The sequence below is a fragment of the Bradyrhizobium sp. HKCCYLR20261 genome, from assembly GCF_051168435.1.
GTDB lineage: Bacteria > Pseudomonadota > Alphaproteobacteria > Rhizobiales > Xanthobacteraceae > Bradyrhizobium.
Map to the genome: position 1 here is coordinate 554259 of NZ_JBNPUZ010000003.1, position 16196 is coordinate 570454.

Annotated in this window: 14 protein-coding genes; all 14 read right to left on the reverse strand. The window is 66.3% G+C overall.

The window, feature by feature from the left end; translation table 11 throughout:
• Positions 1 to 7: 7 nt before the first annotated feature.
• Positions 8 to 2395, reverse strand: coding sequence for a xanthine dehydrogenase family protein molybdopterin-binding subunit (locus tag ACQR1L_RS09705; protein ID WP_434857726.1), 2388 nt, complete (start codon positions 2393 to 2395; stop codon positions 8 to 10).
• Between the two features lie 2 nt (positions 2396 to 2397).
• Entirely contained in the window at positions 2398 to 2886 is a 489-nt protein-coding gene (locus ACQR1L_RS09710) for a (2Fe-2S)-binding protein (protein ID WP_434857727.1), read from the reverse strand.
• Between the two features lie 27 nt (positions 2887 to 2913).
• Positions 2914 to 4023: an ABC transporter ATP-binding protein gene (locus ACQR1L_RS09715; protein WP_434857728.1), complete on the reverse strand. Its 1110-nt coding sequence runs from the start codon at positions 4021 to 4023 to the stop codon at positions 2914 to 2916.
• Between the two features lie 9 nt (positions 4024 to 4032).
• On the reverse strand, positions 4033 to 4923 hold the full coding sequence (locus ACQR1L_RS09720) for an ABC transporter permease (protein ID WP_434857729.1): 891 nt from the start codon (positions 4921 to 4923) through the stop codon (positions 4033 to 4035).
• On the reverse strand, positions 4920 to 5816 hold the full coding sequence (locus ACQR1L_RS09725; RefSeq protein ID WP_434857730.1) for an ABC transporter permease: 897 nt from the start codon (positions 5814 to 5816) through the stop codon (positions 4920 to 4922). The genes ACQR1L_RS09720 and ACQR1L_RS09725 overlap by 4 nt, the downstream gene beginning before the upstream one ends.
• Positions 5817 to 5887: 71 nt before the next feature.
• Positions 5888 to 7234 (reverse strand): ABC transporter substrate-binding protein, encoded by a 1347-nt coding sequence (locus ACQR1L_RS09730; protein WP_434857731.1) that lies wholly within the window; start codon positions 7232 to 7234, stop codon positions 5888 to 5890.
• A gap of 358 nt (positions 7235 to 7592) precedes the next feature.
• Entirely contained in the window at positions 7593 to 8219 is a 627-nt protein-coding gene (locus ACQR1L_RS09735) for an FMN-dependent NADH-azoreductase (RefSeq protein ID WP_434857732.1), read from the reverse strand.
• A 3-nt stretch (positions 8220 to 8222) separates the two neighbouring features.
• Positions 8223 to 9806 (reverse strand): isochorismatase family protein, encoded by a 1584-nt coding sequence (locus tag ACQR1L_RS09740; RefSeq protein WP_434857733.1) that lies wholly within the window; start codon positions 9804 to 9806, stop codon positions 8223 to 8225.
• Between the two features lie 9 nt (positions 9807 to 9815).
• A complete protein-coding gene (locus tag ACQR1L_RS09745; protein WP_434857734.1) occupies positions 9816 to 10664 on the reverse strand; it encodes an MBL fold metallo-hydrolase in 849 nt (282 codons plus the stop codon).
• 39 nt (positions 10665 to 10703) lie between these two features.
• Positions 10704 to 11591, reverse strand: a complete 888-nt coding sequence (locus ACQR1L_RS09750; protein WP_434857735.1) for an amidohydrolase family protein — start codon at positions 11589 to 11591, stop codon at positions 10704 to 10706.
• Positions 11588 to 12706: a vWA domain-containing protein gene (locus tag ACQR1L_RS09755; protein WP_434857736.1), complete on the reverse strand. Its 1119-nt coding sequence runs from the start codon at positions 12704 to 12706 to the stop codon at positions 11588 to 11590. Before ACQR1L_RS09755 ends, ACQR1L_RS09750 begins: the two co-directional genes overlap by 4 nt.
• Complete coding sequence (locus tag ACQR1L_RS09760; protein WP_434857737.1) at positions 12703 to 13584, reverse strand: AAA family ATPase; 882 nt, start codon at positions 13582 to 13584, stop codon at positions 12703 to 12705. Before ACQR1L_RS09760 ends, ACQR1L_RS09755 begins: the two co-directional genes overlap by 4 nt.
• Before the next feature lie 6 nt (positions 13585 to 13590).
• Positions 13591 to 14613: a xanthine dehydrogenase family protein molybdopterin-binding subunit gene (locus ACQR1L_RS09765; RefSeq protein ID WP_434857738.1), complete on the reverse strand. Its 1023-nt coding sequence runs from the start codon at positions 14611 to 14613 to the stop codon at positions 13591 to 13593.
• A gap of 1 nt (position 14614) precedes the next feature.
• Entirely contained in the window at positions 14615 to 16186 is a 1572-nt protein-coding gene (locus tag ACQR1L_RS09770; RefSeq protein ID WP_434857739.1) for a xanthine dehydrogenase family protein molybdopterin-binding subunit, read from the reverse strand.
• Between the last annotated feature and the right edge of the window lie 10 nt (positions 16187 to 16196).

The window sequence follows — 16196 nt, forward strand, 5'->3', positions numbered from 1 at the left end:
GTCCCTCCTACTCCGCCGCCACCGGCAGCGAGGCGTTCTGCAGCAGCCGCCAGATCCGGTTCGGCGTCGCCGGCATGTCGACATGGGTGACGCCGAGATGCGACAGCGCATCGACCACCGCGTTGATAACGGCCGCCGGCGAGCCGATGGTTCCGACCTCGCCGCAGCCCTTCACGCCCATCGGCGTATGCGTGCACAGCGTGGAATGCGTCGCGACCTTCATCATCGGCAGATGGTCGGCGCGCGGCACGCAGTAATCCATCAGCGAGCCCGAGACGAGCTGCCCGGAGCTTTCGTCATAGACCGCGTTCTCGTACAGCGCCTGGCCGATGCCCTGCACGATGCCGCCATGCAGCTGGCCCTCGACGATCATCGGATTGATGACGGTGCCGACATCGTCCACGCCCGTGTAGTTGACCAGGGTGACGATGCCGGTCTCCGGATCGATCTCGACCTCGGCGATGTGGCAGCCGCCGGGATAGGTGAAGTTGACCGGATCGTAATAGGCCTGCTCCTCCAGACCCGGCTCCAGGATCTCCAGCGGATAATTGTGCGGCACATAGGCCGCGCCGGCGATCTCCTCGATCGTCTTGACGCGGTCGGTGCCCGCGACCGAGAACTTGCCAGATTCGTAGTGAATGTCCTGCTCGCTCGCCTCGAGCAGATGCGCGGCGATCTTCTTGCCCTTGACGATCACCTTGTCGGCGGCTTTCGACAGCGCCGCGCCGCCGACCACCAGGGAGCGCGAGCCATAGGTGCCCATGCCGAACTGGACGCGGTCGGTGTCGCCGAACACGATGTCGACGTTCTCGAAGGGCACGCCGAGCTTGTCGGACACGATCTGCGCGAACGTCGTCTCGTGGCCCTGGCCGTGGTTGTGCGTGCCGATCAGCACCGTCACCTGCCCGGCCGGATGCACGCGCACCGTGGCGCTCTCATAGAGGCCGCCGCGCGCGCCGAGCCGGCCGGCGAAGCGCGATGGCGCAAGGCCGCAGGCCTCGACATAGGTCGAGAAGCCGAGCCCGCGGAACTTGCCGTTGCGCGCTGATTCCGCTTTGCGCACGCCGAAATTCTTGACGTCGGCGGCGACCAGCGCGGCGTCGAGGCAGCCGATCGGATCGCCCGAGTCGTACTGCACCAGCACCGGCGTCTGATACGGATAGGCCTCCTTCGGGATCATGTTGCGACGGCGCAGCTCGACGCGGTCGATGCCCATCTCGGCCGCGGCGACATCGACGATGCGCTCGACCACGAAGGTCGCCTCGGGACGGCCGGCGCCGCGATACGCATCCACCGGCACGGTGTTGGTGAACACGACCTTGACGTTGCAGTAGATCGCGGGCGTCGTGTAGACGCCGCCGAGCAGCGGCCCGTAGAGGTTGGTCGGGATGTTCGGGCCGAAGGTCGAGAGATAGCCGCCCATGTTGGCAAGCGTCTTGACCCGCAGCGCCAGGAACTTGCCGTTCTCGTCGAGCGCAAGCTCGGCCTCGGTGACGTGGTCGCGTCCGTGCCGGTCGGACAGATAGCCCTCGGAGCGGTCGGCCACCCATTTCACCGGGCGCAGCACGCGCTTGGCCGCCCAGGTGATGACGGCCTCCTCGCCATAGTGGAACTGCTTGACGCCGAAGCCGCCGCCGACGTCGGGCGCGACCACGCGCACCTTGTGCTCCGGCAGCTTGAGCACCAGCGCGCTCATGAGGAAGCGCACGACATGCGGAAACTGGCTCGTGGTCCACAGCGTGTGATGGCCCTTGCCGGGATCATATTCGGCGATCGCGGCGCGCGGCTCCATTGGATTGCCGATCAGGCGGTTGTTGACCAGGCTCAGTTTGGCGACATGCGCCGCCTTGCGGAACGCGGACTCCACCGCCGCCTTGTCGCCGAGCTCCCAGTCGCAGCAGACATTGTTCGGCACGTCATCGAACAATTGCGGCGCATCCGGCCTGACCGCGTCGAGCACGCCGACGACGGACGGCAGCACCTCGTAGTCGACGCTGAGAAGCTCGGCGGCCGACTTCGCCTGCTCCAAGGTCTCGGCGATGACGAATGCCACCATGTCGCCGACGAAGCGCACCTTGCCCTGCGCCAGCATCGGGAATGGCGGCTCCTTCATTGGCACGCCCTTGGCGTCCGAGATGCCCCAGCCGCAGGGCAGCGAGCCCAAGCCATCAGCGGCGACATCCTCGCCAGTCAGCACCGCGACCACGCCGGGCGCGGCCAGCGCCGCAGCCTTGTCGATACCGCGCAGCACGGCATGCGCATGCGGCGAGCGCACGAACACACCGAAGGTCATGCCCGGCCGCTTGATGTCGGACACGTAGTTGCCGCGTCCGGTGAGGAAGCGCTGATCTTCCTTGCGCTTCGGCGCCGCGCCGATTCCGATCACCTGCCCCATGGTCACTCTCCCGCTGACGTGGCGTGCATGGCGGCTGCACCAGCCATGACCGCAATGACGATGTTCTGATAGCCGGTGCACCGGCAGATGTTGCCTTCGAGCCCGTGGCGTACCTCGGCCTCGGTCGGCGTCGGATTGGCGGCGGCGAGCGCGGTCGCGGTCATCACCATGCCCGGCGTGCAGAAGCCGCATTGCAGGCCGTGATGCTCGCGGAACGCCTCCTGCATCGGATGCAGCGCGTTCGAGCCTGCGGTCGCGCCGAGCCCCTCGATGGTCAGCAGGGTCGCGCCGTCGAGCGCCGGCGCGAGCAAGGTGCAGCTCTTCACCGGAACGCCGTCGAGATGCACGACGCAGGCGCCGCATTGGCTGGTGTCGCAGCCGACATGCGTGCCGGTCAGGTTCAACTGCTCGCGCAGGAGATCGCTGACCAGCGTTGCCGGGTCCACGTCGACCGTGGTCGCACGGCCATTGAGGGTGAAGGAGATCTGCACGGTCTACTCTCCGTTGTCGAAATGAAATCAGGCGAGCGGGCGGGCGCGGTCCGCCACCCAGGTGGCCAGGACGACGTCGCCGACGTTGAAGGGATCTGCGAAATAGGTCTTCTCGGGCACGTAGGCGACGAACTCGTCGTCGGGCACGGTGTCGAGCATCACCTTGACGAAATAGCCCTGGTACTCGATCGCGGTGACGCGGCTCGGCAGCGCCGTGCCGCAGCCGGGCGGCAGGGTCGCACCGGGGCGGACCAGCGCCACGTCGTCACGTCGCACGGCGATGTCGATGGTGTCGCCGACGCCGATGCTTCCGCGCTGCGGCGGCAGCGGCAGCTCGATCGCCTGCTGCGTGCTCTGCTTCAGCACCAGGCTCTCGCCATTGACCTTCTCGACCCGGCCGGACAGCACGTTCTGGCCGCCCATGAACTCGGCGACATAACGGTCGCGCGGGTTGGCATAGACCTCGCGCGCCGGTCCCGCCTGTTTGATCTTGCCCTGCTCCATCACCACGACGAGATCGGCGAGCGCGATCGCCTCGAGCTGGGTGTGGGTGACGTGGATGAAGGTGATGCCGAGCTCGCGCTGCATCCGCCGCAGCTCCTGGCGCATCTGCACGCGCAGCTGCTCGTCGAGCGCCGACAAGGGCTCGTCGAGCAGCAGCACCCGCGGCTCGGTGATCGCGGCGCGCGCCAGCGCCACGCGCTGCTGCTGGCCGCCGGAGAGCTGCGCCGGCAGCCGGTCGGCGAACTGCGTCAGCCGCACCTTCTCGATCATCGCATCCGCCGCGCGCAGCCGCTCGGCCTTGGACTGGCCGCGCACCTGCAGCGCGAAGGCGATGTTCTCGCGCACGGTCAGATGCGGAAACAGCGCGTAGGACTGGAACATCATCGCGGTGCGCCGCTGCACCGGCGGCAGGCCGACCACATTGTGGCCGCCGATCACGATCTCGCCCGCGGTCGGGTCCTCGTGCCCCGCGATCATGCGCAGGATGGTGGTCTTGCCGCAGCCGGACGGGCCGATGAAGCAGCAATAGGCGCCGTCGGCGATCCGCAGATTGACGCCGTCGACGGCATTGACGACGCCGTCATAGCTCTTGCAGACACCCGCAAGCTCGATATCGCCTCGTTCGATCCGCATCGCTGAGCCTTATCCCTTGATCTTCTGCGCGCCGCGCCGCTTCTGGATCAGCACGATGCTGCCCAGGCTGACGCCGATCACGATGAAAGAGACGATCGTGGTCACCGTGCCGAGCGCATAGAGCGAGGGCGAAGTGACGTTCAGTGTCATGCTCCAGATCTCCAGCGGCAGCGTGTTGAGCGACCCTGCCGTCTGAAGGGTGCGGGCGAATTCGTCATAGGACAGCGTGAAGCCGAACAGCGCGACAGCCACGAGACCGGGCGCCAGCACCGGGATCATCACCAGCCGGATCGCCTGCCAGCGGCTGGCGCCGAGATCGCGCGCCGCCTCGTCCCAGGCATTGTTGAAGCGCGACATCACCGCGAACATCACAAGCACGCCGAACGGCAGGGTCCAGGACAGCTGCGCCCCGAGCGCGGAGGAGTACCAGGCGGGGCTCAGTCCCAGCGCCTGGAACAAGAGACCCGTGCCCAGCCCGAGCACGAGGCCGGGCGCCACGAGGCTGCCGATCATCATGTAGAACACGATGCTGTCGCCCTTGAAGCGGCGGCGGAATCCGAGGCCGGCCAGGAACGAGATCACCACCGTGATGATCGTGACCATGATCGCGAGCTTGATCGAGCGGTCGAAGGAGCCCTTGACGTCGCCGGTGCGCACCTGGGTGAACAGGTCGACGAACCAGTGCAGCGAGCGCCCCTTCATCGGAAACACCAGGCCGCCGCGAATGTCCTGGAACGACAGGACATAGATGCAGAACATCGGCCCGTACAGCGCGATCACATAGGCGGTGAACAGCGAGGCCAGGACATAGAACGTCCAGGGCCGCCGGCCGCGGCTCGGCGCGATCGCCTTGCGCGAGACCGTGTCCTTCTCAGGCGTGTCGGCGACCATGGCGCTCATCGGGCGATCTCCCGGCGGATGTCGACCGTGCGCAGGATCAAAGTGACCATGGCGAGCAGCACCAGGGTGAGCAGCACGGCGCTGGCCGCAGCCGTCGGATATTGCAGCACGCCGACATCCTCATAGAAGGCACTGACCACCGAGGCCGATCCGCCGCCGGACATCACCTTCACCACGAAGAAGTCGCCCATCACGATCGAGACCACGAAGATCGAGCCGAGCGCGATGCCGCTCTTGGCCATCGGCACAACGATGAGGCGCAGGATATCAAAGCGGCTGGCGCCGGCGTCCACCGCCGCCTCGATCAACCGCTTGTCGATGCGCGCCATCGCGTTGAAGATCGGCACGATCATGAAGATCGTCAGCTGGTGCACATAGGCGATGACGACGGCGAGGTCGGAGAACAGCAGCACCTCGAGCGGCTGGCGGATCACGCCGGTCGACAGCAGCGCCGCATTGATCAGCCCTTCCTTCCCGAGCAGCGGGATCCACGAGATCATGCGGATGATGTTGGAGGTCCAGAACGGCACGGTGCACAGCAGGAACAGTCCGATCGCGAGCAGCTGGTTGCGCACGTGGAAAACTAGGAAATAGGCGACGAAGAAGCCGATCAGCAGCGTGAAGATCCAGGTCAGCACCGTGAACTTGATCGTCGCAAGATAGAGCTTCAGGGTCAGCGCCGAGTGCAGCACCTCGACATAATTCGCGAGCGTGAAGTCGGGCGTGAGCCCGCCGAAGCCGTCCGAGCCGAAGAAGCTCGCCGCCAGCACCACCAGGATCGGCGCCAGGAAGAACGGCACGAGCACGGCGACCAGCGGCGAGACGTAGAGCCAGCCGGCCAAGCTTGCACGTGAGGTTCTTGCACGTGAGGTTGAAGAAGGACTCGGCATCATCTTGTGAGCTACTTCGCTGTCGCCTGCGCCGGCACGAACATCGTGCCGGCGTCCGTTGAGAGAGGCAGGATTCAGGCCACCTTGAAGTCGTTCCAGCGCTTGTTCATGTAGGCGGCCTCGTCCATCAGCGTATTCCAGCAGGAGATGTTGGTGACGCGGTCGAGGAAGGAGCCTCCGTCGCGCTTGGTGCCGGCCTTCTCCATCGGCACGCCGTAGGGGTCGTTGACGACCTCCGGCGCGGGCTTGCCCTCGTACCAGAAGTCCCATTCCGCGGGAGTGAGGAATTTCTTCGCCGTCGACGGCACCGGGCTGTAATAGCCGTAGCGCGCGACGAAGCCGCCCTGCCAGCCGGACAGGTACCAGTTCAGATACTCATAGGCGGCGTCGAGCTTCTTGCCGGTGAGGTGCTTCATGAGGCCCATGCCGTTGCACCAGCCGCGATAGCCTTCCTTGCCGTTCTTGATATTGACCGGCGCGTAGACGCACGGGATCTCCTTCACGCGCACCGCAGCCACGGCCGGCGACCACATCGACTGAATCACCACCTCGCCCGCCGCCATCAGCTGCACCGACTGATCGAAGGTGGTCCAGGTGGCGCGGAACTGCCCCTGCTTCTTCAGCTCGATCAGCTTGTTGCAGGTGAAGTCGATCTCCTCCTTGGTCATGTTGCCCTTGTTGCCGTACTTGATCAGCCCGGCGCTCTCGAAGCACAGCGCGGCATCCATGATGCCGATCGCGGGCACGTCGAGGATGGCGGCCTTGCCCTTGAACTTCGGGTCGATCAGGTCCTTCCACTCGGTGACTTCGTGGCCGACCAGGTCGGGGCGGTAGCCGATCGAGTCGGCGTTGTAGACCTGCGGCAGGAAGGTCGCCCATTCGGTGACGCCGTCATGCAGATCGGTGGAGTCGGGCTTGGAAATGTACATCGCCTCGTAAGGCGAGATGCCCTGGCGCGGAATCTTGTGGCCGTTGATCTCGCCCTTGGTGAAGATCGGCAGGATGTTGTCGAACTCCTTGATCTTCTTGACCTCGATGCCCTGGATGACACCGCGCTTGGCGGCGAGCTTGGCCTGCCAGCCCTCGAGATCGGCGATGTCGACGCTGTTCGGCTGGCTGATGAAGCGGTTGATCGCGGCCGACGTATCGAGGTTCTGCATCGTGACCTTGAAGCCGAGATCCTTCGCGGCCTGGTCACCGATCGCCTTCACCACCGAATAGGACACGCCGACATGGCGCAGCTCGATGTCCTTGATCTCCTGCGCCCAGATCATCGGTGCCCCGACGATCTCCGAGCCGACCGCGGCACCCGCGAGCGCAGCCGCGCCTTTGAGCAGGGAGCGCCGGCTCAGTTTTTGATCTCTCGGCGCCTTCTGCTTCACAATCTCACCCTTGGACGTGCGTTTCTCATTGTCGCGCATAGCAACCCCCGCTGGTTACAAGGCGGCGCGACATCCTTCGTTGGCTGTCGGCCCGCTTGCGTTTCGATCTTGACGCGAGGCTATCGACGGGATTCTGCGAAGTAAAATTGGAAGCAAAAATTGCGGATATAAGCGCCGCTAATGTCGGGACACTGCTGCTTCAACGCGCAGCAATCGCCCAGAACGGCGTCACTCGTCTGAGAAGCGATTGAGCAACGTTGCGCGCGCCTGCGTAGGTGCTTCAATTCGCCGTATTGTCAGGCGAGGAGAAGCGGGATCCGATCAGAGCCGCACCGTCATGATCTGCTGGCCGCGCGACCAACTAACAAGTTGGCTGATGGCCTTTCGATGCATCCTGTCAGAATTGGACCGCCAGCTCGATCAGCCGCTTGTGCGCCCGCTCCCGCGCCGCGCCGGTGTGATCGGCAGGACCGCTGGTCGGCCCGATCGCGACAAAGCGGACGTCCTGCAGGCCCATGAAGCGCAGCGCCTCGCGCAAGTACGGCGTGGCGAGATCGATGCGGCCGCGGCTCATGCCGGTGGTGAAGTCACCGCCGCTCGCCAGGATCACGAGCGTCGGGCGATCCTTCAGCAGCGGGAGATAGCCTCTGGCGAGATCGAAGCGAAAGGTAAGCCCGGGCTGGTTGATGATGTCGAACCAGTGCTTGAGCTTGTAGGGGATGCCGAAGTTCCACATCGGCGTCGAGATCACCACGCGCTCGGCGAGATCGAGCCGCACCGCCATGCGCTCGGCCACCGCGAACGCCGCGCGCTGGCCCTCGGTGAAGTCGCGCCCGCCCATGCGCGCGTATTTCGCCTGCAGGATCTCGCCGTCGAACTCGGGCAGATTCTCGCGCCACAGGTTCATCTCGTCGATGTCGAACCCGGGCCGCGCCTGCATGAAACGATCGAGGAAAACGCGCGCGCCGGCGCTCGACTCCGAGTCCGCGCGCGGCGAGGCGACGAGATGAAACAGCTTGGGCATCCCCTACCCCAGCGCCTTGATGACCGCATCGGCGTTGGTGACCACGGAGACGTTCTGCAGGGCGAAGTTGATCGCGGCATTGTGCCATTCCGGATTCATCGTCGAACAGCAGTCCTCGGGCACGACCATGAAATAGCCCTTGTCGGCCCCGGTGCGCGCGGTGTGCTCGACCGACATGTTGGTCCAGGCGCCCGTATTGATGATGACGTCGCGCCCCGTCGCCTTCAGGATGGTCTCGAGCTTCGTGCCCTCCCACGCGCTCATCCGCATCTTCTCGACGACGAAGTCGCCGCCGCGCGGCTCCAGCCCCGCAACAGGCGCGGCGCCCCAACTGCCGCGCACCATCGCCCGGCTGTCGACGAGACCTTCGAACAGCGGCGCGTTCAAGGTCACCCCGGGCGCGCCCGGCTCGACCACAAACCAGACGAAGATGATGACGACGCCGCGCGCGCGGGCGACCTCGGCCAGCCGGCGCACGTTGTCGACCACGCGCTGCTGCTTGGCGTGGCCGGGCGCGCCGGAGTCGGCAAAGGCACCGCCGTCCATGATGACGTCGTTCTGCAGGTCCTGGATGATCATGGCGCAGCGCCGCGGATCGAGCTGCATGTCGCCGGCGGCGAGCTGCGGCGCCGCTGGCGACGACGACGACGCAGCCGATGTGGGTCCGGCCGTCCGCCGCGCGCTCATATAGGGCTCATGGCGCGGGCCGACCTTGGTCGCGATGGCATAGACCGAATGCGTGGCGGTGAGATACAGCGTGCGGAAGTCCGCCCCACCCCAGGCGAGATTGGCGACCAGCTCCGGCACGCGCACCTTGCCGAGCAGTTCGCCCGAGGGCGCATAGACCCAGACGCCGCCGGGCGCGGTGACCCAGACATTGCCACGCTGGTCGCACTTCATGCCGTCGGGCACGCCGGGCTCGAGCTCGGAGCGGATGCCGCTGGAGAAGACGCGGCCGTTCGACAGGCTGCCGTCACTGCCGACATCGAACACCCGGATGACAGCCTGTACGGTATCATTGACGTAGAGCAGCGTCTCGTCCGGCGAGAAGCACAGCCCGTTCGGCTGATCAAACAGATGCCGGTCGACCAGCAGAAGCGGCGTGCCGCCGCCCGGCGGCACCCGGTAGACCCCCTGGAAGCCAAGCTGCCGCGGTCGCTCCACGCCAAAGACCGGCATGCGGCCGTACCAGGGGTCGGAGAAATAGATCGCCCCGCTGGAGTGGACGCAGACGTCGTTCGGACTGTTCAGCTCCTGGTTCTGAAAATGCGACGCCAAGATTTCGCGACGCCCGTCGGGCCGCTCGCGCACCAGCGCCGAGGTCGCATGCTCGCAGACGATCAGGTTGAGCTCGGCATCGTAGGTCATGCCGTTGCACTTGTTCGACGGCCGCCGCATCTCGACCAAGCCGCGCTTCGCATCCCAGCGGCGGCGGACATCGGCCGGCATGTCGGAGAACAGCAGGAACTGCTCGGCCGGATGCCAGATCGGCCCCTCCGTGAAGTCGAAGCCGGTCGCGACCTGCGCCACCGGCGCATAGGGGTCGATCAGGCTCTCGAACTCAGGGCGCAAGGTGACGTGGGTCATGACGCGTCCTCACACCGGAAACCAGTGCCGCTGCGGCAGCGACTGCACCAGCGGACCCGGCACCTGGTCGTGCAGCCGCCCGGTCACCATGCCACCCTCGATCTTGGCGGGACGGTCGTGAATCGGCAGCAGGTAGCGCGAGCTCGACAGCAGCTTCTTGATCGCCGCCTTCTCAGCGCGCTTGCTGGTGCCGTGATTGCCGGTGGTGCGCGGCTCGGCGTCCTGGATCTCATTGAACGGCGTCACGATCTGGTCGTTGAAATCGTAGATCACGTCGCCGCAGATCGTGGCGATGCCGTCGGCGGTGTGGACGTGGATGTTCATCGAGCCCTCGGTGTGGGCATTGGCCGCCTCGCAATACACCCCTGGCATCAGCTCGACAGCGCCAGTGAGCTCGAGATCAAGGAAGCGCAGCGCGCTCTTGGTGTGCAGCCGGTCGATCAGGTGCTTGATGTCGGGCGCCGGATATTGCGGATGCATCAGGCCGGAGACCGAGTATTCCAGCTCGCGGCGGTTCAGCACCACCGTGGTGTTCATCGGAAACAGGTCGTCCTTGCCGGCATGATCGATGTGCAGATGGGTGTGGCAGACATAGCGCACGTCGCCCATGCGCACGCCGTGCCGCGCCAGCTGGTTCTCGATCATGTTCTCATGATACTGCAGCCCGCGCATGCCGAGCGTCTCCATGATCTGGTTGGAGCGGTAGCCGGTGTCGACCACGACCGGATACGGGCCGCCCAGGATCAGGAAGCCGAGCGTCAGCACCCGGCGGGTGCGGCCGCAGTCGCGGCCGAGCACGAGGAAGCTGGATTCCAGCTCGATATCACCATAGTCGAGAACCTTGATTTCCAGCGCCATGAGCGTTCCCTGTTGCTTTTGTTGTCGTTGCGCGCAGCGTCATCCCAGCCGGTACACAAGCCGCGCGGTCTCTCCCATCACTTGCTTTCGCGCTCGCTCGTCGAAGTCTTTGATGGCAGCCTCGTAGCCAGCGATCAGCGCGCGATAGTTCGTCCAGAGTTTTTCAATCGGGAAGTTCGATCCGAACAAGCAGCGGTCGGCGCCGAACATCTCGATCGTCTCGCGCACGACATCGGCGACATGCGCCGGATCGTTGCGGCGGATAAAGGTGCCGAGGCCCGAGAGCTTGCTGACGACGTTGCGGCAGGCGGCGAGCCGCTGCATGCCCGTGCGCCATTGCTCCCGTCGCGCCGCAGAGAGATCCTCCAGCATGCCGGCGTGCTGCAGGATGAAGGTGACGGACGGACAGCTCTCGGCCAGCGCCGCAGCACTCGCCATCTGGCCGGCGAAGAGCTGCAGGTCGAACGACCAGCCATAGTCGGCGAGCCGCGCGATGTTGGCACGGATGTTCGGATCGTTGCAGAGATCGGAAGACGCGGCGAAGCGATACAGCGGGTTCTCGTGCCAGTGCAGTTGCATCCGAACGCCGCGCAGCAGCGGATAGCGCGCAAGCCGGTCGAATTGGGGGCGCGCGTCCTCGACGGCGAGGTCAGCGTAGGCGACGATCGCGTGCGGAAAGCCGTGCCGATCGGCGGTTCGCTGCACCCACGCGGCCTCGTCCTCGAACCCCTCCTTGGCCCAATTGGTCTGGACGTAGACCGACTGGGTCATGCCGCTGCCGGCGATATCGTCGAGATATTCCTCGATCGGATAGTCGCGTCGGATCGGCTCGTACGGGCCGAAGATGCGCGGCTGCATCGGCCCGACCAGCCAGGGCAGATCGGCCTGCCGCCAGATGTGATGATGCGCATCGACATATCCGCTCATGCCGCCCTCCTCCGCGCCAGCGACAGCACGTGCGAAACGATGACATCGTCCGAGCCGCCGGGACCGATGTCGTCGACGAACGGCGCGATCGCCTGCAAGGCCTCCGTCTGCGGCTTGAAGCCGGGACCGGTCGCGAGCGGCGTCAGCCAGCTCACGCGCCAGGCCCGCAGCGACAGCTTCCACACGGCATCGCGGAGCACCTGATGATCGCCGCGCTCCAACCCGTCGGAGATCACCAGCACGGCGGCGCCGCGCGCGTAGGTCGAGAAGCGCGGCACCGCGAGGAACGCCTGCAGCGCCTCGCCGATGCGGGTGCCGCCATCCCAGTCGCTGACCAGATGCGAGGCCGCGAGCAGCGCCTGCTCGCGCCGCTTCAGCCGCAAGGGACGCGTGACGCGCGTCAGCCGCGTGCCCAGGGTGAACACCTCGACCTGCGGCACGGCCTGCACCAGCACATGCGCCAGCCGCATGTTGTCCTCGGTGCGCGCCTTCATCGAGCCGGAGACGTCGATCAGCAACAGCAGACGCCGCAGCCGCGGCCGTCGCTTCAGCCGCCGCAGCGACAGCACCTCGCCGTCGCGGCGCACGCTCTCGCGCAAGGTCCGGCGCAGATCGACGAAGCTGCCGCGCCGCGCGCGCATCCGGCGGTGGCCGCGCCGCTTCGGCAGCTTTGCGCGCGCCTGCCGCGCGAGACGCTGCAAGGCATTGCCGCCGCTCATCGCCGCAAGACGGCGCGCGACCAGCGCCTCCGCTTGCGTGGCCGCGAGACCGGACTCGTTCTGCTCCTGGGCGCTGTCGGGATCGACGCCGTCGTCGCCCTCCTCCTGAAGACGGACGACGTCGTCCTGCTGGTCGGTCTCGCTGAGGGCGGTCGCCTCGCTCACGCCGAAATGGATGTCGAACAGCAGATTGTAGGTCGGAAGCCGCTCCGGCGGCGGCGCCAGGGTCGCGGCTCCCGCACGCCTGATGTCGTCGAGACTGGTTGGCCCGAGCAGTTCGATCGCGGCGAGAAAGGCCGTGGTCTGCTCGGGCGCGACGGCAAAGCCGTTCCGCCGCAGCAGCGCGGCGAACGTCACGAAAATCTCGGTGGCTCGTGGCAGCCGCACCTCGCTCATGTCGTCGCCTCCGCCAGCAGCGCGTCCAGCCGCGGCGCGACGAAGGACAAGTCCTCCTCGTCCTTCAGCGCGACACCGATCGAGCGCTTGAATGCATCCGGCCAGCGCGCGCCGGTGCGGTTCAGCAAGGTCGCAGCCTCCGCCCAGTCGACGGCTTCGGCAATGCCCGGGGCCTTGCTCAATGGTTCGCGCCTGAGCTTCGCGACGGCGGAGACCACGGCCCGCGCCGTCGCCTCTGCGACGCTGGACGCCCGCATCATCACGATCCGCGCTTCGCGCTCCGCATCGGGATAGTCGATCCAATGATACACACAGCGGCGACGCAACGCTTCATGCAGGTCACGTGTGCGGTTCGAGGTCAGCACCACGATCGGTCGTTCGGCCGCACGCACGGTGCCGCGCTCGGGAATCGAGATCTGGAAGTCGGACAGGAATTCGAGCAGGAAGGCTTCGAACTCCTGGTCGGCGCGATCAATTTCGTCGATCAGCAGCACCGTCGCGTCAGGCGCGCGCAGGCAGGCCAGCATCGGCCGTTCGATCAGGAAACTCTCGCCGTAGATGTCGATGCTCTCCTCGCCGGCCTGGCGGATCGCGAGCATCTGGCGCGGATAGTTCCACTCGTAGAGCGCAGCCGCCGCGTCGATGCCCTCGTAGCATTGCAGGCGGATCAGCTTGCGGCCGAGCACGGCGGCAATCGCCTTCGCGGCCTCGGTCTTGCCGACACCCGGCGCGCCCTCCAGCAGCAGCGGCTTGCCGAGCGCGAGCGCGAGATAGGCCGCGGTGGAGAGCCCGTCATCGGCGAGGTAATAGGCCGCGCGCAGCGCCTTCTCCAGCGCTTGCGGCGAGTCGATGCCGACGATGTTGCTGCGGACCACCATGCGCCGTCACCGCCGCGTCTGCGGCCGCGCGCCGCCCTGGGCCTTGATCGCGCGCAGCACCTTCTCCGGCGTGATCGGCAGCTCGTCGATGCGCACGCCGACGGCATTGAAGATCGCATTCGCAATCGCCGGCAGCACCGGATTGGCGCACATCTCGCCCGGTCCCTTGCCGCCGAACGGACCGTCAGGCGCGGGCCGCTCCAGCACCGCAATGTCGTGCGGACAGATGTCGCCCGGCCCCGGCATCAGATATTCGACGAAGTCGCGCGGACCTTGCTTCGGATCTGGATAGTACGGCTCCGTCGTCTCATACAGCGCGTGGCTCATGCCCATCCAGGCGCCGCCCACGAGCTGCTGTTCCACGAGCCGCGGATTGAGCGCACGGCCCAGCTCATAGGCCGAGTCCATCCTGATGACGCCGACCTCGCCGGTCTCGTCGTCGACGTCGACCTCGGCAACCAGACAGGCATGCGCGTAGCACGTCGCGGGCGACATCTCGCCGGTCTCCGGATCGACGTCCGACAGCGGCACCAGGAAGATGCCACGGCCGGAGATCGTCTTGCCCTGGCGGAACTGCGCGGCAATGGCGACGTCCTTGACCGAGATCGAGCGATGCGGCGCGCCCTTGACGTGAATGTTGCCGCGGCCGTCGGTCTCGAGGTCGCTGGCGTTCACTTCGAGCTCCTCGGCCGCCGCCTCCATCATGACACCGCGCGCCTCCTTCGCCGCCGCCATCACGGCATTGCCGACGCGGTGGGTGCCGCGCGAGGCGAACGAGCCCATGCAATGCGGCCCGGTGTCGGAGTCGGCGGTGTCGACATAGACGTCCTCAACGGGCACACCGAGCGTCTCGGCGCAGATCTGCCGCGTCACCGACTTCATGCCCTGCCCCAGATCGATCGACGACAGCGCCACCGTGAACTTGCCGCTGGGATTGGAGTGCACCAGCGCCTGGCTCGGATCGCCGCCGAGATTCATGCCGATGGGATAGTTGATCGCCGCCATGCCGCGGCCGCGGTGCCTCGCCATCTCAGCGCCTCCTCGTGCCGAACACGGATGAGAACCGCGTCGCGCCATGTCCCGGCGTTGGCGCGGAAGGCTGCGGAGGCGGTGGCGGTTCGGGCGGGGGCGAAATCGGGAGCCCGCGGTCGTAGCTGGTACGCTGCTGCGCCGCTGCAGCGCGCGGTGGCGCGGTCTCGCGTGGCGTGGACGGCACCGCGGCCCGTGCTCCGCCACCATCCTTGCGCGACGACATCCGGCGGAATTCCTCGCGGATCGGCCATTTGGCCTTCTCGGCCGCAACCTGCACGCATTCGATCAGCGCCGTGTTCTTGGCCTCGCGGCGATGCGCCTTCATGTCGCCGTCGCGATACGCATTCAGGATGCGGAACTCCATGGGGTCCATGCCGATGAGATGCGCGAGCTTGTCCATCTGGCATTCGAGCGCGAAATCCATGCCGGTGATGCCGAAGCCGCGCATCGCGGTCGCCGGCGTCCGGTTGGTGAAAACGCAGTAGATGTCGCCATGGACGTTCGGGATCGTGTAGGGCCCAGGCAGATGCGCAGCGCATTTCACCACCGCATAGCTCGACAGCCGGGTATAGGCTCCGGAGTCGAAATAGCCGCGGATCTGTCGCGCGACGATGCGGCCGTCGCGCATCACGCCGTCCTTGATGTAGATCCGCTCGGCGCCGCGCGGCGGCCCGAACTGCATCTCCTCCTCGCGCCCGAACACGTGGCGCACCGGCCGCCCGGTCAGCATCGCCGCGAGAATCGCGAGCGGCTCGGTCAAGGTGTCGACCTTACCGCCGAAGCCGCCCCCGACGGTGCCGCCGATGAAGTGCAACGTATTCGACGGAAGATCGAGGATCTTGGCGCAGGTGTCGAGCGAGAAGAACAAGGCCTGGGTCGAGGTATAGACGACATAGCGGCCATTGGTGTCGGGCGCCGCGATCGAGCCGTTGGTCTCCACTGGGGCGTGCTCGATCGGCGACATCTGGTAGCGCTGCTCAAGCACATGATCGGCGCCGGCAAAGCCGCGCTCGACGTCGCCGAAGCGCAGCTTCTGATGGTCGTAGCGGTCGTGATAGGTGAAGGTGTTCTTCGGATAGGTCTCATTGACCGTCGGCGCGCCGGGCTTCAGCGCCTCCTCGACATCGAACACCGCCGGCAAGATGTCGTAGTCCACGCGCACCTTGGCCGCCGCCTCGGCTGCGAGGCGCGGCGTCTCAGCGACGACAGCGACGATCGGCTCGCCGCGATAACGCACCTTGTCGACGGCCAATGTCGGCTCGTCGTCCTTGCCGAAATTGATCAGGCTAAGCAGCGTGTTCAGATTGCGCGGTACGTCGGCCCCGCGGATGACCCGGCGGACGCCCTCGCTTCGCTCGGCCTCGCTGGTGTCGACGCGGCGCAGCCTCGCATGCGGCTGCGTGGATCTCACGACACTCAGATGCAGCATGCCCTGCAGCTTGTGATCGTTGAAATAGGTCGAGGTACCCGTGACGTGGCCCAGCATGTCCTGGCGCTGCGTGCCCTTGCCGACCTCGTTGAGATTGTCGTCGCGCTCGTCGGCGAAGATGTCCTTGCGCAGTTCCAGCATGACGCTCTCC